This is a genomic window from Microlunatus kandeliicorticis, assembly GCF_014137855.1.
Lineage (GTDB): Bacteria > Actinomycetota > Actinomycetes > Propionibacteriales > Propionibacteriaceae > Microlunatus > Microlunatus kandeliicorticis.
Genome location: NZ_JACGWT010000005.1, coordinates 16,975 through 35,296 on the forward strand (window position 1 = coordinate 16,975; position 18,322 = coordinate 35,296).

Genomic DNA, 18,322 nt, shown 5'->3' on the forward strand with positions numbered 1-18,322 from the left:
GTACGGCCCGACGACGCACGGCGAGGCGACACCGGCCCTCAGACCCCGGCGACGCGCTGGAGGCTGGTGGCGAACCGGATCAACCGGTCCACCCGCTCCTCGCCGTCGGCGGCGGCGCTCATCCGCACCGTCAGGTCGTCCCCGACCAGGGTGCCGGTGTAGCCGTGGTCGGCCTCGCACTGCGGGTCCGAGCAGGTCGCCGGCTCGAGATCGACCCGGCGCATCCCGCCCCAGCTGATCGTCGCCCAGGTCTCGGGCACCCGCGGGGTGTGCCGGTCGAACTGCTCGGGCGCCTCGACCACGCGGGTCACCACCACGGTGCTGATCAGCCGGAGCGGCACCGCCTCGGTCGAGGAGGCGGCGAAGGTGCCGGTCTGGCCGGGCTCCGGCGGGTGGTCGTCGGTGTGACCGACGATCAACCGGGTCGGCGTGAGCAGCAGGATGGTCAGGTGCCGGTGGATCTCGTCGTGGTCGAACGTCGGCTCGTGGTGCACGACGAAGTCGAGGATCGGCTCGTCGCCGGCCGCCAGCAGCACCGCGTCCTCGACCAGGTCCGGGAAGTAGCCGCACGACTCGATGTCGGCGCGCAACTCGGTACGGATGGTCGTCGATGCCCGCATGGACTCATCCTGCCACGCAGCGGCCGCCCCACCCGGACGGGCGGGACGGCCGTGGCGACGGCGGACCGGGTCAGACCCGACCGAAGAAGTTCGGGGTGATCCAGTCGTAGATGCCGGAGATCTTGACGTAGTTGCCCGGGCTCGGTGCCTGGATGATCCGGCCGCCGCCGATGTAGATCGCGGTGTGGTAGATCGAGGCCGGGTTGGAGGTGGAGCCCCAGAACACCAGGTCGCCCGGCCGCAGCTGGCTCATCGAGATGTGCTGGACGTTGTTCCACTGGATGCCGGTGTAGTGCCCGATCTCGACCCCGGCCGACTCCCACGCCCGCATGGTCAGGCCCGAGCAGTCGAAGCTGTACGGCCCGGTGGCGCCGAAGACGTAGGGCTTGCCGAGCTGCGCGTAGGCGTAGGCGATCGCCTTGCGGGCCCCGGCACTGGTGTAGCCGCCGCCGTACCCGCCACCCGAGCTCGACGAGCCCGACGAGCCCGAGGACCCGGAGCTGCTGGACGACGAACCCGACGAACCCGACGAGCCGGAGCTGGACGATCCCGAGCTCGAGGAGGAGGCCTGCTGGCTGCGGGCCTTGGCCCGCTGCTCCGCGCGCTGCTCGGCGCGTTCCTGGGCGGCCTGGCGGGCGGCCGCGGCCCGGGCCGCCGCCTCCTCGCGACGCTTCATCGCGGCTTCGCGGGCCTTGGCCGCGGCGATCCGACGGGCCCGGGCCTGCGCCTCGAGACCGTCCTGCCGCTGCTTGGCGATGGCCACCGACACCCGCTGCGCCTCGGCGAGCTGGCGGATCAGCGCGGCGCGCTGCCCGGCGTACCCGGCGACGGCGGCGGACTGGGCAGCCGCGGCGGCCTCGGCCGCCTGCTTGGCCTGGGCTGCGGCGTTCGCGGCGTTCTGGACGACCTGCTGGGCGGCGGCGGCCTGCGCCTGCGCGCTCGCCGCCTTCGCCTCGGCCGACTTGAGCTGGTCGAACTTGCCCTTGAGCACGGTCGAGTAGGAGTTGAACGAGCCGGCCTGGTCGAGGACCTGCTGAGGGCTGCCGCCGTCGAAGATGGGCGCCCAGGCCAGCAGCCCGGCGTTGCCCTGGACGGCGCTGCGGGCCATCTCGCCCACCTGGGTGCGGGCCAGCGCGACCGCGGCGAGCGCACGCTTCTCGTCGGCCTGGCGGGCCTGGAGCACGGCCTTGGCGGCGGCGAGATCGGCCATCGCCCCGATGTACTTCTGCTCGGCGGCCTGCTCGCGGATCTGCAGGGTCTGCAGCTGGGCCTGGGCGGCGGCGAGCTGGGCCTCGATCGCGTTGACCTGCTGGGCCTTCTGCGCCGCGGCCTGCTGGGCCTTCTGCACGTCGGACTTGCTCGGGATCACCGGATCGGCCAGGGCGGCCGGGCCGGACCCGAGCAGCAGGGAGAGGGAAACCCCGAGGGTCAGGCTGAGGGTGACACCCCGGCGCGCCCGCGCTCGAGGCGACCGTGGGGGCTGACCGGGTTCGCGCTTCGACATCCTGATCCTCTTTCGCTGACCGCCGGCGGCTGCCGCAGCCGGTGCCTTGTCGACCGGTGGGTCACCGGCCGACGTGGAACTCAGGTCGCCTCCGGGGACCCTCCCCCGTGGTCACGGATCACGACGCAGGCAGCACGCTAGGCAGAATCCGTCCCGGTGGAAACACTCTGCGCAGATTTCTCTGTCGTCACAGGCGTGTCCGCTTGACAAAACACAGCCGTGTAATTTGTGACGTGAGAGGTTCCTGAGGCCGCTGTGAAGGCTGATTCAGGCGTGAAATCAGCGTGTGGCCGGTGCGAGCGGCAGCGCCAGCCCGCGGTCGGCCCTCCCGCTCACGGCGGGCGAAAAAGTCCCTCATCCTCGACTGGAGGTCGATGGTTGAGAGTGCTCGAGGGTGAGGTCTCGACGGGCTCGAGGAAAGCGGAAGGACCCTCAGCCGAGGCTGCGGGCCATCGGGTCGCGCTGGGTGCTCGACGGCGCCACCCGGACGTCCGCCCCGAGCACGGCGACGCCGTGCGGTGCCGCGATGCACGGCGAGAGGGTGACCCGGGAGAGCTGCGGCAGGTCGTCGGCCAGCTCGGCCAGCCGGTGCAGCAACTCCTGGATGGCCTCGACGTCGGCCTGCGGTCCCCCGTTCCGCCCGAACAGGGTCTCGGCCGCCCGGAGGTCGCGGACCATGGCCCGGGCGTCCGCGTCGGTCAGCGGCGGGACGCGGTAGACGACGTCCCCGAGCAGCTCGCTCGCGATGCCCTCGAGCCCGAGCGAGACGATCGGCCCGAACGCGTCGTCCTCGACACTGCCCACGGTGAGGGCGACCCCGGCCGGCGCCATCGGCTGCACGACCGGCTGGGCCCGGTGCAGCAGCTCGTCCAGTCCGACGCCCGGCTCACCGGTCTCACGGACCAGGACGCACAGGTTGCTCCAGGCCTGACCGAGCTCGGCGCGGTCGTCGAGGTGCCGGAACACGCTGGCCAGATCAGGCCGCCCCCGGAAGGCTGGCGCCGTGGCCTTCAGCACCACGTTCCAGCCGAACCGCTCGGCCGCCGCCACCGCCTCGTCGAGCGAGAAGACCGGCTGGCGCGGCACCAGGGCGATGCCGTAGGCGTCGAGCAGCTCGGCGGCCTCCTCGTCGGTCAACCGACGGCCCTCCGGGTCCCGAGAGAGCACCCGGTTGACCAGCCGCTGCCCGGCCTGCGGGTCGATCCGCTCGAGCAGCGGCACCGCGCCCGCGTCGCGTTCGCGCCAGTGCGCGTAGGCGCTGGCGGCGGCCAGCGCGTCCACCGCGTCCACCGGACCGCCCAGGATCGGCAGCGTGCCCATCGCGTCCGGCCCCTCCTCGCTGCGGTCGGGCTCGGTGAAGTCGAGGAAGCAGGCCACCAGCGGCTTGGTCGACTCGGCGGCCAGCTGCGACAGCGCCCAGCGGGTCTCGTCCGGTTCCTCGGCGAAGACCCCGACCAGCGCGCAGAGCACCGAGTCGCAGCTGTCGTCCTGCATCGCCGTCCGGGCCAGCTGGGCCACCCGCTCGAGCGGGTCGGTCGCCTCGGTCACCACCACCGGCCCCGCCGCGAGCAGTCCGCTCCGGTCGACCGAACGGGTCAGCTGGTGCGACAGCGAGCTCGAGTTGGTGATCACCCGGACCCGCGGGCCGTTGGGCAGCGGCTGCCGGGCCAGGATCTGGGCGATGTCGAACATCAGCTCCCGCCGGTGCACCACCATCACGCCGGACTGCCGGAACAGCGCGTCGACGGCCGCCGACGGCGCCTGGTTGCTGCCGCCCCGCTCGGTGGAGTAGCCGGTCCGCCGGGCCTGGCCCGGGGAGAAGACGAGCACCGGCTTGCGCCGGGCCAGCCGGCGGACGATCCGGCTGAACTTGCGCGGGTTGCCGATCCGGTCCAGCGAGAGCATGCAGACGGTGGTCGCCTCGTCGTCCTCCCAGAACTGCATCACGTCGTTGGCAGTCACGTCGGCCACGTCGCCGGTGGAGATGAACGAGCTCAGCCCGAGGTGCTGGCGGACCGCGGTGGCCAGCAGCCCCACCCCGATCGCCGCCGACTGGCAGAACACCCCCACCGCGCCGTTGCGCGGCATCGGCCCGGGGCTGGCGTTGAGCGCCACCTCCGGGTCGGTGTTGATCAGGCCGAGGGCGTCCGGGCCGACCGCGCGGATGCCGTAGGCCCGGGCCAGGTTGATCACCGTCCGGTTGTCCTGCGGACCCACTGCCGAGCCGGAGAGCACCACGATGCCGTGCGCACCCTTGTGCGCCGCGTCGATCACCAGGGCGCCCAGCTCCTCCACCGGGACCGCGGAGACGACCAGATCGATCCCGCGCTCCACCGTGGCCAGCGAGCGCGCCGTGGTGACGCCGTTGACCGGGACGTCGTCGGTGCTGATCGCCGTGGTCCGGCCGCGGAAACCCGCCTCGAGCAATGAGTTCGCCAGCCCCTGGGCCCGCCGGCCCGGACCGACGATCACCACCTGGCGCGGGGTCAGCAGCCGCTGCATCGACGCGCCCTCGGCCCGGTGCTCACGGCGCTCCATCACCCCCACCGAGGTGTCGGTGGGCAGGATCGGGAAGTCGACGCTGAGCACGCCGTCCTCGATGCCGCGGGTCACCTTGTAGCCGGCGTCGGCGAACACCTGGGCCATCCGCCGGTTCTCGGGCAGCACGTCGGCGGTGAACCCGGTGATCCCCCGCTCGCGGGCCGCCTCGGCCAGGTGCTCGAGCAGCAGCTGGGCCACCCCGCGGCCCTGGTGGGCGTCCTCGACCAGGAAGGCGACCTCGGCCCGGTCGTCCTCGAGCCGCTCGTACCGGCCGACCCCGATCATCCGGCCGCCGGACACCACGATGAAGGCGACCCGGTCGACGTAGTCGAGCTGGGTGAACCGCCGGACGTCGCGCTCGCTCAGCCGCGGGTAGGGCGCGAAGAACCGCAGGTACTTCGACTCCGGCGAGACCCGGTCGTAGAACTGGACGAGCAGCTCGGCGTCGTCGGGCCGGATCGGGCGCAGCCGGGCCAGCGCGCCGTCCGACAGCAGGACGTCCGCCTCCCACTCCCGGGGGTAGCCCGGGGGGTCGCTCACCTCCGTCACGCCCACGGGACAACACTACGATCACCGCCGCCGCCGACGGTGGACTCGACGGCGGTCGCGGACCCGGCTCTCAGCGGTCCCTGGTCGGTAGGGTTTTCCCCACCCCGGACCGGGCAGCCTGCCGGGTGGCCGGCGGAGCCCCGGCCCGGAAGGCTCGTGGACATGATCACCACCGCCCCGACGCCCACACCGACACCCGCCCCGACACCTGCACCGACACCCGTACCGATGACCAGCACCGAACCCGACCACCGGACCCGCCCGGACCCCGGCGCGCTGGTCCGCCGGTGCTGCCGCGACCTGGGGCTGCTGACCGCGACCTTCGTGGTCGCGCTGCTCGGTTTCGTGGTCGCGACCACGCTGTTCGCGGTGGGCATCGGGACCGCGGTGATCGGCGTCGGGCTGGTCGTCCTGGTCGCCGCGCTGGTCACTGGAGGCGGGTTCGCCCGCTTCCACCGGCTGCTGCTCGCCCGCGCGGGAGTGGCGATCGTGCCGCCCCGCTATCCGGCTCCCGCACCCGGCGTCCGGGGGCGGCTCCGTCGGCTGGCCCACCCGCAGTCCTGGCGGGAACTGTTGCACGTGCTGGTGGCCTTCGTGGTCTCGTGCGTCACCTTCCCGCTCGGCCTGACCTGGTTCGTGGCCGGACCCGGCGGTCTGAGCTACCCGTTCTGGAGCCGCTACCTGCCGGGTGAGCCGCAGGGCCTGGCCTGGCTGCTCGGCTTCCCGGGACGCCTCGCCGAGGACGCGGTCAACGTCGCCCTCGGTCTGGTCCTCCTGCTCACCGCCCCGGTCGTGCTGCGCGGACTGGTCCTGGTGCACGCCGGGCTGGCCCGGGCGCTGCTCGACGACGAGGCCGGCCGGCTCCGCTCCCGGGTGGAGGACCTGACCAGCAGCCGCGCCGCCGCCGGCCAGGCGGAGACCGCCACGCTGCGGCGGCTCGAGCGCGACCTCCACGACGGCCCGCAGCAACGGCTGATCCGGGTCGGTCTGGACATCAGCGCCGCGCACCGCCGGCTCGCCGCCGATCCCGACGGGGCCCGGGCGATCCTCGACGAGGCGCTGCAGACCTCGCGCGAGGCGCTGGCCGAGATCCGCTCGCTCTCCCGCGGGATCGCCCCGCCGATCCTCGCCGAGCAGGGGCTGCCCGCCGCCCTGATCACCCTGGCCGCGCGCTGCCCGGTCGCGACCGCGGTCGCGGTCTCCGACGAGGACCGGCTGGCCGGGCTCTCACCCGCCGCCCAGAACGCCGTCTACTTCACCGTCGCCGAGGCGCTGGCCAACGTGGCCAAGCACAGCGGTGCGGCGGCGGCCCGGGTGGAGCTCCGCGCGGTCGGCGCGCTCGCCGTCGTGTCGGTCGGCGACGACGGTCGCGGCGGCGCGGACGTCGGCAAGGGCCACGGGCTGGCCGGGCTGGCCGACCGGCTCGAGGGCGTCGACGGCCGGCTCGAGGTCAGCTCCCCGGTCGGCGGGCCGACGCACCTGACCGCCACCCTCCCGCTCGGCTGACCGTGGGCGGTCCCCGGGTGCAGCCCCGTGCGGCCGGGGCTGACAGGCTGCCCGGTGTGCGGGTGCTGGTGGCCGAGGACTCGGTGCTGCTGCGGGAGGGGCTGGTGCGGCTGCTCGGCGACCTCGGCTGCGAGGTCGTCGCGGCCGTCGGCGACGCGCCGTCGGTGCTACCGGCCGTCCGCGCGCACCGGCCCGACGTCGCGGTGGTCGACATCCGGATGCCGCCCGGGATGACCGACGACGGGCTGCGGGCCGCGGTCGAGGCGCGCGCGGAGCGCCCCGACCTGCCGGTGCTGCTGCTGTCGGCCTACGTGGAGGCCGGCTACGCCGACCTGCTGCTGGCCGATCGTCGCGGTGGCGTCGGCTACCTGCTCAAGGACCGGGTCACCTCGATCGAGGTGCTCCGCGACGCGCTGCGGACGCTGGTCGCCGGCGGCACGGTGCTCGACCCCGAGGTGGTGGCCCAGCTGCTGATCGAACGCCGCCGCCCCGACCCGCTGGCCGCGCTCACCGCCCGCGAGCGCGAGGTGCTCGGGCTGATGGCCGAGGGCCTCAGCAACGCGGCGATCGCCGACCGGCTCGTGGTCGGGCTCGGCGCGGTGGAGAAGCACGCGGGCAACATCTTCGGCAAGATCGGGCTCCGTGACGACGGCAGCGAGAACCGGCGGGTGCAGGCCGTGCTGACCTGGCTCAGGTCGCGGTGACCGAGGACCGCCTGGCGTTCGGGACCGCGACCGCCGACGAGGTCGAGGAGGTGCTCGCGCTGGTCCGCTCGGCCTACCGCGGCGAGGCCAGCCGGGCCGGCTGGACCACCGAAGCCGACCTGCTCGACGACGAGCGGATCGACGCGCCCGGGGTGGCGGCCAAGATCAGCACCCCCGGGTCGTCGGTGCTCACCGCGCGGACGCCCGACGGCGAGCTGGTCGGCTGCTGCGAGCTGGTGCTGAGCGCCGGCGCGCCCGCCTACTTCGGGATGTTCGCGGTCAGCCCCACCCGCCAGAACGCCCGGATCGGACGCCGGCTGCTGGCCCACGCCGAGGCGCTGGCCGCCGGGGCCGGGGCCGACGCGGTCGAGATGACCGTGATCCGCCAGCGCACCGACATCATCGACTGGTACGCCCGGCGCGGCTACGCACCGACCGGCGAGGTCCGGCCGTTCCCCTATGCCGAGCTGGTCAACGGCCGGGCGCTCCGCGACGACCTGGCCTTCCTGGTGCTCCGCAAGCCGTTGCACGGCTCCGCGGAGGGCGGCCGGTAGGTTGCCTGCAACCCGTCGGCGCCGACGGGTCGGGCCCGACCAGGGCTCCCGCCGAGAGGGGCAGGAGAGGCAGATGGCCGACGTCGTCGCCGCGATCGACCAGGGCACCACCAGCACCCGGTGCATGCTCTTCGACCGCTCCGGGACCGAGGTGTCCCGGCACCAGCTCGAGCACGAGCAGATCCTCCCCGAACGCGGCTGGGTCGAGCACAACCCGGTGGAGATCTGGGAGCGCAGCGTCTCGGTGCTGCAGACCGCGGTCAACCGGGCCCGGATCGCCCCGTCCGACATCGCCGCCCTCGGGATCACCAACCAGCGCGAGACCACGCTGGTCTGGAACCGGCGCACCGGGCGTCCCTACTACAACGCGATCGTCTGGCAGGACACCCGCACCGACCGGATCGCCGCCCGGCTCGAGCGCGAGGGCCACGGCGAGGTGATCCGGCAGAAGGCCGGCATCCCCCCGGCCACCTACTTCGCCGCCGGCAAGCTGCAGTGGATCCTCGAGAACGTCGACGGGGTCCGCGCCGCGGCCGAGTCCGGCGAGGCGATCTTCGGCACCACCGACTGCTGGCTGCTGTGGAACCTGACCGGCGGGCCGCGCGGCGGCGTCCACATCACCGACGTCACCAACGCCAGCCGCACCATGCTGATGAACCTGACCACGCTCGACTGGGACGACGAGCTGCTGGGCTTCTTCGACATCCCGCGGCAGATGCTCCCCGAGATCCGGCCGTCCTCGGACCCGAACCTCTACGGCACCACCAGCGACGACGGCCCGCTCGGCGGCGCGGTGCCGATCGCCGGTGCCCTGGGTGACCAGCACGCGGCGATGGTCGGCCAGGTGTGTCTCGAGGCCGGCGAGGCCAAGAACACCTACGGCACCGGCAACTTCCTGCTGATGAACACCGGCGAGGAGCTGGTGCGCAGCAGGAACGGGCTGCTCTCGACGGTCTGCTACCAGTTCGGTGATGCCAAGCCGGTCTATGCGCTCGAGGGCTCGATCGCGGTCACCGGCTCGGCGATCCAGTGGCTGCGCGACCAGCTGAGGATCATCGCGGACGCCGCGGACAGCGAGCGGCTGGCCGCCGGGGTCAAGGACAACGGCGGCGTCTACTTCGTGCCGGCGTTCTCCGGGCTGTTCGCGCCCTACTGGCGCTCCGACGCCCGCGGCGTGATCGCCGGGCTGAGCCGTTTCAACCACCGCGGCCACATCGCCCGGGCCACCCTCGAGGCGATCTGCTACCAGAGCAAAGACGTCGTCGAGGCGATGGAGGCCGATTCGGGCGTCCACCTCGACGTGCTCAAGGTCGACGGCGGGGTGACCGCGAACAGCCTCTGCATGCAGATCCAGTCCGACGTGCTCGGTGTCGACGTGGTGCGTCCGGAGGTCTCCGAGACCACCGCGCTCGGCGCGGCCTACGCGGCCGGGCTGGCCACCGGCTTCTGGTCCGACGTCTCCGAGCTCCGCGAGAACTGGCACGAGGACACCCGCTGGTCCCCCACCTGGACCGACGAGCAGCGCCGGACAGGTCACACCCGGTGGAAGAAGGCCGTCGAGCGCACCCTCGACTGGGTCGACCTGGACTGACTCCACCGCCCCGCGGCCGACCCGACGTCGAACGGCGGCGACCCCGGACGGGCGGCGACGTCGGCGGGATTCGGGGCGGTGGTGCGGGCCGGGCAGAATGGCGGCATGGCCACGCTCACCTCTCCGCTCAACCCGCAGACCCGCGCCGAGGCGCTCCGGCGGCTGGCCACCGAGGAGCTCGACGTGCTGGTGATCGGCGCCGGGGTGACCGGGGCCGGAGCCGCCCTCGACGCGGTGACCCGCGGGCTCAAGGTCGGGCTGGTCGAGGCCCGCGACTACGCGGCCGGCACCTCCAGCCGGTCGAGCAAGCTGTTCCACGGCGGGCTGCGCTATCTCGAGCAGCTCAACTTCCACCTGGTCTTCGAGGCGCTCAAGGAGCGCAAGCTCGCCCTGGAGAAGCTCTGCCCGCACCTGGCCCGGCCGGTGCCGTTCATCTTCCCGCTGCAGAAGCCGGCCATCGACCGCGGTTACGCCGGGCTCGGCATCACCGTCTACGACGTGATGGGCGCCGGCCGCGGCGTCCCCTCGCACCTGCGGCACCTGGGCAAGGCCAAGACCTACGCCAGCTTCCCCTCGGCCAAGCGCGGCGCGCTGACCGGCTCGATCCGGTTCTACGAGGGCCAGGTCGACGACGCCCGGCACACCCTGTTCCTGGCCCGCACCGCGGCGCACTACGGCGCGATCGTCGCCTCCAGCACCCGGGTCACCGGCTTCCTCCGCGAGGCCGACCACGTGGCCGGTGTCCGGGTCCGCGACCTCGAGGACGGCACCGACTTCGAGATCCGGGCCAGGCAGACGATCAACTGCGCCGGGGTCTGGATCGACGAGATCCAGGAGATGGTCGGCGGCCGCGGGCAGTTCAAGGTCCGGGCCAGCAAGGGCATCCACCTGGTGGTGCCGCGGAACCGGATCAACTCCAAGACCGGGATCATCACCCGGACCGAGAAGAGCCTGCTGTTCGTCATCCCGTGGGGCAGCCACTGGCTGATCGGCACCACCGACACCGACTGGCACCTCGACCTGGCCCACCCGGCGGCCAGCCAGGCCGACATCGACTACGTCCTCGACCACGTCAACGCCCTGCTCGCCGACCCGCTGACCCGGGCCGACGTCGTCGGCGTCTACGCCGGGCTGCGCCCCCTCCTGGCCGGCGAGGACGAGTCGACCTCGAAGCTGTCCCGCGAGCACGCCGTCGCCTCCCCGGTCGACGGGCTGACCATGATCGCCGGCGGCAAGTACACGACCTACCGGGTGATGGCCAAGGACGCCGTCGACGCGGTGGTGCACAACCTCAACCGCAAGGTGCCGGGCTCGATCACCGAGGACGTCCCGCTGCTCGGCGCCGACGGGTACGCCGCCGCCTGGAACAGCCGCGAGCTGACCGCCGAGCGCACCGGGCTCAGCACCGCCCGGATCGAGCACCTGCTCGGCCGCTACGGGACCCTGCTTCCCGAGCTGCTGACCATGATCGAGGAGCGCCCGGAGCTGCGCGAGCCGTTGGCGTCGGCGCCGGAGTACCTGCGGGTCGAGGCGGTCTACGCCGCCTCGCACGAGGGGGCGCTGCACCTCGACGACGTGCTGGCCCGGCGCACCCGGATCTCCATCGAGACCTGGGACCGTGGCGAGGCGGCGGCCGCCGAGGTGGCCGCGCTGGTCGCCCCGGTGCTGGGCTGGTCCGAGGCCGACGTCGAGCGCGAGGTGGAGCACTACCGGGCCCGGGTGGCCGCCGAGCGCGAGTCGCAGACCATGCCCGACGACCGGACCGCCGACGCCGCCCGGCTCGGCGCCCCGGACGTCCGCACCGGCATCCCGGCCTGACCGCCCCGGACCGCCAGCGCAGCGTCAGGCGGGCCAGCTCGGCCGGTCCGGGCGGGCGTCCGGCCGCAGCTGCCGGCGGTCGCGCTCGCGCGCGACCTCCCACGAACGCCGGAGGGTGTGGTAACCGGCCGCTCCCCCGACGGCCGCCACCGACCCACCGACCAGCCCGAGCACCGCGTACTCCGCCGCCCCCGCCACCGACAGCCCGAGCAGCAGCACCGCGGCCAGTCCGAGACAGCTGATCATGATCAGGATCGCCAGCACGTCGGCACCGCGCCACGGCACCGGCGGGTGGGCGGTCGGGGTGGGCGGCACCGGCGGCAGCGGCGGCAGGTCGGCCAGCAGCACGTCGAGGTCGCGACGGCTGACCGCCCGGAGCGCCTGGCCGGCGCGGTGGTCGAAGTCGTCGGGGTCGAGCCGCCCGGCGGCGTAGTGCGCGCCGAGCGCGTCGGCCACCGCGCTCCGTTCGAGATCACCGACCCGCTGGCGGGGATCGGGACGCTGCCACGGGGGAAGGCCGAACGGCCCGGTCGTCGTCACCCCGCCGACTCTGCCGCGCCGCCGCCGGTCCCGCATCGGCCCGCGGTCTGCCGGCCGACGCACCGGCATCGGCCCGGGGTAAGACCTCCGGTGACGAGCCGCCTGCGGTGCTGCTGCCGTCTGCTGCGGGCCGGGAGGCGCTGCACTAACGTGCCGACCATGCCTTTGCACGCGCAGGTCCGGGCCGCTCGCGACTTCCTGGTGCTGCACCGCGAGGACTACGACACCGCATACGCCGGGTTCAGCTGGCCGACGCCGGCGATCTACAACTTCGCCACCGACTGGTTCGACGGGCTGGCCGAGGAGCGCGGCCACCAGACCGCGCTGTGGGTGATCGACGCCGCCCCGCCCGGGACGGAGGACACGGTGAGCCGCGAGCGCCGGCTGACCTTCACCGAGCTCCGGGACCGGTCGGTGGCGGCCGCGCACTGGCTCCACGACCACGGGCTGCGCCGGGGTGACCGGCTGCTGCTGGTGCTGGGCAACACCGTGGGTCTGTGGGAGGTGATGCTGGCGGCGATCCGGATCGGCGCGGTCGTCATCCCCGCCACGCCGCAGCTCTCCCCCGCCGACCTGGCCGACCGGGTCCGCCGCGGGCACGCCTCGATGCTGGTCGCCGACACCGCCGACGCGGCCAAGTTCGCCGGGATCGAGCCGCCGCACGGCAAGGTCGCGGTCGACGGCGGCGGGACCGGGGCGCCGGCACCGGACGGCTGGCTCGACTACGCCGAGGTGCGCGTCGACCCGGCGCACGACCCGCACTTCCCCGGCTGTACCCGTGCCGAGGACCCGATGCTGCTCTACTTCACCTCGGGCACCACCGCCCAGCCGAAGCTGGTGCAGCACAGCCACGTGTCCTACCCGATCGGGCACCTGGCCACCCTCTACTGGATGGGGCTGCAGCCCGGCGACGTGCACTGCAACATCTCCTCGCCCGGCTGGGCCAAGCACGCCTGGAGCAACTTCTTCACCCCCTGGCTCGCCGGCGCCACCGTGCTGGTCTACAACTACGCCCGGTTCGACCCGGCCGGGCTGCTCGCGGTCCTCGAGCGCTGCGAGGCCACCACCTTCTGCGCGCCGCCGACGGTCTGGCGGATGCTGGTGCAGACCGACCTCGCCGCCGCGCGCACCTCGCTGCGCGAGTGCCTGTCGGCCGGTGAGCCGCTCAACCCGGAGGTGATCGACCAGGTGCAGCGCGCCTGGGGCCTCACCATCCGCGACGGCTACGGGCAGACCGAGACCTCGGCCCAGGTCGGCAACCCGCCCGGGAGCCCGATCAAGCTCGGTTCGATGGGCCGGCCGCTGCCCGGGTTCGCGCCGGTGCTGGTCGACCCGGCGAGCGGCGAGCACCGCGACGACGAGGGTGAGCTGTGCCTGCGGCTGGACCCGCGGCCGCTGTCGCTGATGGCCGGCTACAAGAGCGACTCGGAGTCGTTCGACGACGAGCTCAACGCCGCCGCCTTCGCCGGCGACGTCTACCACACCGGCGACGTGGTCGGCCGCGACGCCGACGGCTACCTGACCTACGTCGGCCGGTCCGACGACGTGTTCAAGGCCAGCGACTACCGGATCAGCCCGTTCGAGCTGGAGTCGGTGCTGATCGAGCACCCGGCGGTGGCCGAGGCGGCGGTGGTTCCCGCACCGGACCCGGTGCGGTTGGCCGTGCCCAAGGCCTACGTGGTGCTGGCCGCCGGCTGGGCGGCCGACGCCGACACCGCCCGGCAGATCCTCGGCTACGCCCGCGAGCACCTGGCACCGTACAAGCGGGTCCGCCGCCTCGCGTTCGGCGAGCTGCCGAAGACGATCAGCGGCAAGATCCGGCGGGTCGAGCTGCGCCGGGCCGAGCAGGCGAGGGCCGGGTCGTCCGGGGCCGACGAGGCGGCGAGCGACCGGCCGGACGGCGAGTTCCGCGACAGCGACTTCAGCTTCTGAGGTCGTTCACCCGGGTTGGGTACGGTCGAGGACCCGCTCCGGCGGTGGACCCTGCCGACCGACCGAACGGTGATCATGAGCCCGAAGAAGTCCCCCGACCCGCGCGTCCTGATCGGTGCCTACCTCGCCGCCCAGTGCACCGCGGTGCTCGACGCCGAGGTCCCGATCACCGCGGCCGCCGAGGCCCGGGCGGCGGGACGACCGACCGAGCCGGCCGTGGTGGTCGAGCTGGTGCACGACACCCGGGTCGCCCTGCGTCGGCTCCGCAGCACGCTGCGGGTCTTCGCCGCCGCCTTCACCGAGCCCGAGCGGACCCTGCTGCTCGAGGAGGCCGGCTGGTACGCCGAGAGCCTCGGCGCGCTGCGCGACCTCGACGTGATCGACGAACGGGTCCGGGCCGGCCTGGCCGCGCTGCCGCCCGCGCTGCGCGTCGGCGACCCCGAGGCACGGCTCGAGGCGGACCTCACCGAACGTCGCGCCGCGCACCTGGGGGCGCTGGCCGGCGTCCTGGAGACCGAGCGGTACGCCGGGCTGCGCTCGATGCTGACCGGCTGGCGCGAGAGGCCGCCGTGGGCGCGCAAGGCCAGGAAGGTCGACCTGCGCAGCCGGGTCAAGGCCGCCGACCGCAAGCTCACCGGCCGGGTGGCCACCGCGGTCACCGCGGTCCGGGCCGACGACCCGGAGGCGGCCCACCTGCTGCACCAGGCCCGGAAGACCGCCAAGCGGCACCGGTACGCCGCCGAGCTGGCCCAGCCGGTCCTCGGGGCGAAGACCGAGGCCTTGCTGGTCGCCCGCAAGCAGCTGCAGGACGAGCTCGGGCTGCTCCAGGACGCGGTGGTCACCGTCGCCTACCTGGCCGACCTCGGGCGGCGGCTGGGCAACCGGGCCGGGCGGAACGTGTTCAGCTTCGGGGCGGTCGCGGCGCTCGAGCAGCGCGCCGAGACCGACGGCATGCGCCGGTTCGCCGACCGCGGCTGAGCGTCGGTGCCGCCGTCCGTCGCCGCGCCCTCAAAGGGCGACGGTGCCGGTGATCCCCACCACGGTGTCGCCGCCGACCCAGACGTCGGTGCCGTCGTGGTGCAGGTGGATCCGCCCGCGGCGGCCGATCGCAGTCCCCTGGGCCGCGACGTAGTCGTCGGGCGCCCGGCCGGAGCCGATCAGCCACTGCGCGACTGCGGCGTTGAGGCTGCCGGTCACCGGGTCCTCCCCGCCGGGGAAGAAGGCCCGCAGCTCCCAGCCGACCTCGCCGCCCGGCGGGTGCGGACCGACCAGCCCGATGTCACCGAACCCAGCCACCGGCAGCGGCGGCGGGTCGACGTCGAGCACCGTGGCCGCGTCGCTGAGCAGCAGCGCCACCCAGCCCGGACCGTTGTCGGCCCAGGCGGCATCGACCACCTGGTCCGGGCGCAGCCCGAGCTCGCGGACCAGCGTGGCCAGCGGTTCCGGATCGACCGGCCCGCCGCGGAGCAGCGGCGGCGCGGCGAAGGCCAGCCGGTCGCCGTCGCGGCGGATCCGCACCAGCCCGGCGCCGCACTGCTGGACCAGCACGTCGTCGGCCCGCGGCGCGCCGCCGGCCTCGAGCCAGGCCCGGGCCGACCCGAGGGTGGGGTGCCCGGCGAACGGGAGCTCGCGGGCGGTGGTGAAGATCCGCAGCCGGTAGTCGGCGCCCGGGTCGGTCGGCGGCAGCAGGAAGGTGGTCTCGCTGAGGTTGGTCCAGGCGGCGAAGGCGGCCATCCGCTCGTCGTCGAGGCCCTCCGCGTCGTGGACGACGGCGACCGGGTTGCCCCGGGTGAACTCGGCGGAGAACACGTCCACCTGGCTGAAACGCATGTCCGTCACCCTGTCACGCCCCGCTGACAGAATGCCGGTATGGCCCGAGCACCCCGTACGCCGACCGACGAGCCGACCGAGGAGCCGGCGGAGCGGATCCTCGACGTCGACGTCCGCAACGAGATGCAGAACAGCTTCCTCGAGTACGCCTACTCGGTCATCTACAGCCGGGCGCTGCCCGACGCCCGCGACGGGCTCAAGCCGGTGCAGCGACGGATCCTCTACTCGATGCGCGACATGGGGCTGCTGCCCACCCGGGGCCACGTCAAGTGCGCCCGGGTGGTCGGTGAGGTGATGGGCAAGCTGCACCCGCACGGCGACGGCGCGATCTACGACGCGCTGGTCCGCACCACGCAGTCCTGGACCATGCGGCTGCCGCTCGTCGACGGGCACGGCAACTTCGGCTCGCCCGACGCCGGCCCGGCGGCGATGCGCTACACCGAGTGCCGGATGGCGCCCTCGGCGCTGGCCATGACCGACGGGCTCGACCAGAACAGCGTCGACTTCGTCCCCAGCTACGACGGCAAGGAGACCCAGCCGGCGGTGCTGCCGGCCGCGTTCCCCAACCTGCTCGTCAACGGCACCAGCGGGATCGCGGTCGGCATGGCCACCAACTGCCCGCCGCACAACCTGATCGAGGTGGTGCAGGCCCTCCGGCACCTGCTCCGGCACCCGGACGCGAGCGTCGACGACCTGATGCGGTTCGTCCCCGGCCCGGACCTGCCGACCGGCGGCAAGATCATCGGGCTGGACGGGATCCGCGAGGCCTACCAGACCGGCAAGGGCACCTTCAAGATCAGGGCGACCGCCCGGGTCGAGCAGACCTCGCCGCGGCGCAAGGGGATCGTGATCACCGAGCTGCCCTACGGGATCGGCCCGGAGAAGGTGGTCGAGCAGATCTCGGCGGCGGTCAAGGCCAAGAAGCTGCAGGGCATCGCCGACCTCAAGGACCTCACCGACCTGGCCCACGGCACCCGGCTGGTGGTCGAGGTGAAGAACGGGTTCAACCCGGACGCGCTGCTCGAGCAGCTCTACCGGTTGACCAAGCTCGAGGACAGCTTCGCGATCAACGCGGTCGCCCTGGTCGAGGGCCAGCCGCGGACGCTGACCCTCAAGGAGCTGATGGAGGTCTACCTCGCGCACCGGCTGGAGGTGGTGCTCCGCCGGACGACCTTCGAGCGCGACCGGGCCGCCAACCGGCTGCACCTCGTCGAGGGGCTGCTGCTGGCCATCGTCGACATCGACGACGTGATCGCGATCATCCGCTCCTCCGAGGACGCGGCCGCGGCGCGGACCCGGCTGATCGAGGTCTTCGACCTGACCGAGGTACAGGCGAACTACATCCTCGACATGCAGCTGCGGCGGCTGACCCGCTACAGCAGCATCGAGCTGGAGACCGAGCGCGACGAGCTGCGCGACCGGATCGCCGAGCTGACCTCGATCATCGAGGACCCGGCGCAGCTGCGGCTGCTGGTCGGCAACGAGCTGGCCGAGGTCGCCAAGCAGCACGGCACCCCGCGCCGGACCATCCTGCTGGCCTCCACCGGCGTGACCGCGGCGGCGGCCCCGCTCGAGGTGGCCGACGACCCGTGCTGGGTGCTGCTCTCCTCGGCCGGGCTGCTGGCCCGGACCGAGACCGCCGACCCGCTGCCGGGGGCGGAGACGGCCGACCAGCGGGCCAACCACGACGTGGTCGTCAGCCGGATCGCCACCACCGCCCGCGGCGAGTTCGGCGTGCTCACCTCGGCCGGGCGGCTGATCCGGGCGTCCGCGCTCGATCTGCCCACCGTCCCGGTGACCGCGGCCGCCCCGAACCTGCAGGGCGGGGCGCACGTCAGCGAGCTGCTCGCGGTCGACGGCGGCGAGCGGGTGCTCGGGCTGACCACGCTGGCTCCCGACTCCCCCGGGCTCGCGCTCGGGACCCGGCGCGGCGTGGTCAAGCGGGTCAACCCCGAGCTGCTGGCCAAGGACAGCTGGGAGGTGATCCGGCTCGACGACGGCGACGAGGTGGTCGGCGCGGTCGAGCTCGACGCCGCGCACGGCGGCGACCGCGCCGAGCTGGTGCTGATCAGCAACGACGCCCAGCTGCTGCACTTCCCGGCCTCGGTGGTGCGCCCGCAGGGCCGCGGCGGCGGCGGGATGGCCGGGATCAAGCTGGCCGACGGGGCCGCGGTGGTGTTCTTCGGGGCCGTGCCGGCCGACCGGCCCGGCGCGGTGGTGACCGTGGCCGGGAGCAGCCGCGCCCTGCCCGGCACCGACGCCGGCAGCGTCAAGATGACCGACCTCGCCGACTACCCGGGCAAGGGCCGGGCCACCGGCGGGGTCCGCTGCCACCGCTTCCTCAAGGGCGAGGACGTGCTGCTGGTGGCCTGGGCCGGGCCGCTGCCCGCCCGGGCGGCCGCCGCCAGCGGCGCCCCGGTCGAGCTCCCCGAGCTCGACCACCGGCGCGACGGGTCCGGCGTGCCCGGCAGCCAGCCGATCGCCGCGGTGGCCAGCGCGGGCTGAGCCGCCCTTCGACAGGCTCAGGGCGCGTTCGGACGTCGGCTGAGCCTGTCGAAGCCGCGCACCTGCCCTTCGACAGGCTCAGGGCACGTTCGGACATCGGCTGAGCCTGTCGAAGCCCCCACCTGCCC

At 73.8% G+C, this 18,322-nt stretch carries 13 protein-coding genes; 8 read left to right on the forward strand and 5 right to left on the reverse strand.

Annotated elements, in window-relative coordinates; genetic code table 11:
- Positions 1-38: 38 nt before the first annotated feature.
- From FHX74_RS14785 to FHX74_RS14795, 3 genes are all read right to left on the reverse strand, one after another.
- On the reverse strand, positions 39-620 hold the full coding sequence (locus FHX74_RS14785) for a DUF5998 family protein (protein WP_182560982.1): 582 nt from the start codon (positions 618-620) through the stop codon (positions 39-41).
- 70 nt (positions 621-690) lie between these two features.
- A complete protein-coding gene (locus FHX74_RS14790) occupies positions 691-2,124 on the reverse strand; it encodes a C40 family peptidase (protein ID WP_182560983.1) in 1,434 nt (477 codons plus the stop codon).
- A 432-nt stretch (positions 2,125-2,556) separates the two neighbouring features.
- The gene (locus FHX74_RS14795; RefSeq protein WP_182560984.1) at positions 2,557-5,205 is read right to left on the reverse strand and encodes a GNAT family N-acetyltransferase; all 2,649 of its coding nucleotides are present in this window, start codon (positions 5,203-5,205) and stop codon (positions 2,557-2,559) included.
- Between the two features lie 237 nt (positions 5,206-5,442).
- Here FHX74_RS14795 and FHX74_RS14800 point away from each other — a divergent pair, with 237 nt between their 5' ends.
- The 5 genes from FHX74_RS14800 (at position 5,443) to FHX74_RS14820 (ending at position 11,387) form a co-directional block, all read left to right on the forward strand.
- Positions 5,443-6,720 carry a sensor histidine kinase gene (locus FHX74_RS14800; RefSeq protein ID WP_182560985.1) on the forward strand — a complete coding sequence of 426 codons (1,278 nt, stop codon included), beginning with the start codon at positions 5,443-5,445 and terminating at the stop codon, positions 6,718-6,720.
- A gap of 56 nt (positions 6,721-6,776) precedes the next feature.
- Entirely contained in the window at positions 6,777-7,424 is a 648-nt protein-coding gene (locus FHX74_RS14805) for a response regulator transcription factor (RefSeq protein ID WP_182560986.1), read from the forward strand.
- Positions 7,421-7,978 carry a GNAT family N-acetyltransferase gene (locus FHX74_RS14810; RefSeq protein ID WP_182560987.1) on the forward strand — a complete coding sequence of 186 codons (558 nt, stop codon included), beginning with the start codon at positions 7,421-7,423 and terminating at the stop codon, positions 7,976-7,978. Before FHX74_RS14805 ends, FHX74_RS14810 begins: the two co-directional genes overlap by 4 nt.
- Positions 7,979-8,051: 73 nt before the next feature.
- Positions 8,052-9,569 (forward strand): glycerol kinase GlpK, encoded by a 1,518-nt coding sequence (gene glpK, locus FHX74_RS14815; RefSeq protein ID WP_182560988.1) that lies wholly within the window; start codon positions 8,052-8,054, stop codon positions 9,567-9,569.
- A gap of 105 nt (positions 9,570-9,674) precedes the next feature.
- Complete coding sequence (locus tag FHX74_RS14820; protein WP_182560989.1) at positions 9,675-11,387, forward strand: glycerol-3-phosphate dehydrogenase/oxidase; 1,713 nt, start codon at positions 9,675-9,677, stop codon at positions 11,385-11,387.
- Positions 11,388-11,411: 24 nt separating this feature from the next.
- On the opposite strand, the gene FHX74_RS14825 is transcribed toward FHX74_RS14820, so the two are convergent.
- Positions 11,412-11,927, reverse strand: a complete 516-nt coding sequence (locus FHX74_RS14825; RefSeq protein ID WP_182560990.1) for a DUF1707 SHOCT-like domain-containing protein — start codon at positions 11,925-11,927, stop codon at positions 11,412-11,414.
- A 159-nt stretch (positions 11,928-12,086) separates the two neighbouring features.
- Between FHX74_RS14825 and FHX74_RS14830 the strand changes: the two genes are divergently transcribed.
- Positions 12,087-13,859 carry an AMP-binding protein gene (locus FHX74_RS14830; protein ID WP_182560991.1) on the forward strand — a complete coding sequence of 591 codons (1,773 nt, stop codon included), beginning with the start codon at positions 12,087-12,089 and terminating at the stop codon, positions 13,857-13,859.
- Between the two features lie 75 nt (positions 13,860-13,934).
- Positions 13,935-14,837 (forward strand): CHAD domain-containing protein, encoded by a 903-nt coding sequence (locus FHX74_RS14835; RefSeq protein WP_182560992.1) that lies wholly within the window; start codon positions 13,935-13,937, stop codon positions 14,835-14,837.
- A gap of 30 nt (positions 14,838-14,867) precedes the next feature.
- Here the strand turns inward: FHX74_RS14835 and FHX74_RS14840 are convergent, their stop codons facing one another.
- The gene (locus FHX74_RS14840; protein WP_182560993.1) at positions 14,868-15,689 is read right to left on the reverse strand and encodes a PhzF family phenazine biosynthesis protein; all 822 of its coding nucleotides are present in this window, start codon (positions 15,687-15,689) and stop codon (positions 14,868-14,870) included.
- Positions 15,690-15,728: 39 nt separating this feature from the next.
- On the opposite strand from FHX74_RS14840, the gene FHX74_RS14845 reads away from it, so the two are divergent.
- The gene (locus tag FHX74_RS14845) at positions 15,729-18,194 is read left to right on the forward strand and encodes a DNA gyrase/topoisomerase IV subunit A (RefSeq protein ID WP_182560994.1); all 2,466 of its coding nucleotides are present in this window, start codon (positions 15,729-15,731) and stop codon (positions 18,192-18,194) included.
- Positions 18,195-18,322: the final 128 nt, after the last annotated feature.

Bases quoted from the DNA above. Each gene is read 5' to 3' on its own strand.
- FHX74_RS14845 (WP_182560994.1), top strand. From the start codon at position 15,729: ATGGCCCGAGCACCCCGTACGCCGACCGACGAGCCGACCGAGGAGCCG.
- FHX74_RS14790 (WP_182560983.1), bottom strand. From the start codon at position 2,124: ATGTCGAAGCGCGAACCCGGTCAGCCCCCACGGTCGCCTCGAGCGCGG.
- FHX74_RS14840 (WP_182560993.1), bottom strand. From the start codon at position 15,689: ATGCGTTTCAGCCAGGTGGACGTGTTCTCCGCCGAGTTCACCCGGGGC.
- glpK (WP_182560988.1), top strand. From the start codon at position 8,052: ATGGCCGACGTCGTCGCCGCGATCGACCAGGGCACCACCAGCACCCGG.
- FHX74_RS14820 (WP_182560989.1), top strand. From the start codon at position 9,675: ATGGCCACGCTCACCTCTCCGCTCAACCCGCAGACCCGCGCCGAGGCG.
- FHX74_RS14835 (WP_182560992.1), top strand. From the start codon at position 13,935: ATGAGCCCGAAGAAGTCCCCCGACCCGCGCGTCCTGATCGGTGCCTAC.
- FHX74_RS14785 (WP_182560982.1), bottom strand. From the start codon at position 620: ATGCGGGCATCGACGACCATCCGTACCGAGTTGCGCGCCGACATCGAG.
- FHX74_RS14800 (WP_182560985.1), top strand. From the start codon at position 5,443: ATGACCAGCACCGAACCCGACCACCGGACCCGCCCGGACCCCGGCGCG.
- FHX74_RS14830 (WP_182560991.1), top strand. From the start codon at position 12,087: ATGCCTTTGCACGCGCAGGTCCGGGCCGCTCGCGACTTCCTGGTGCTG.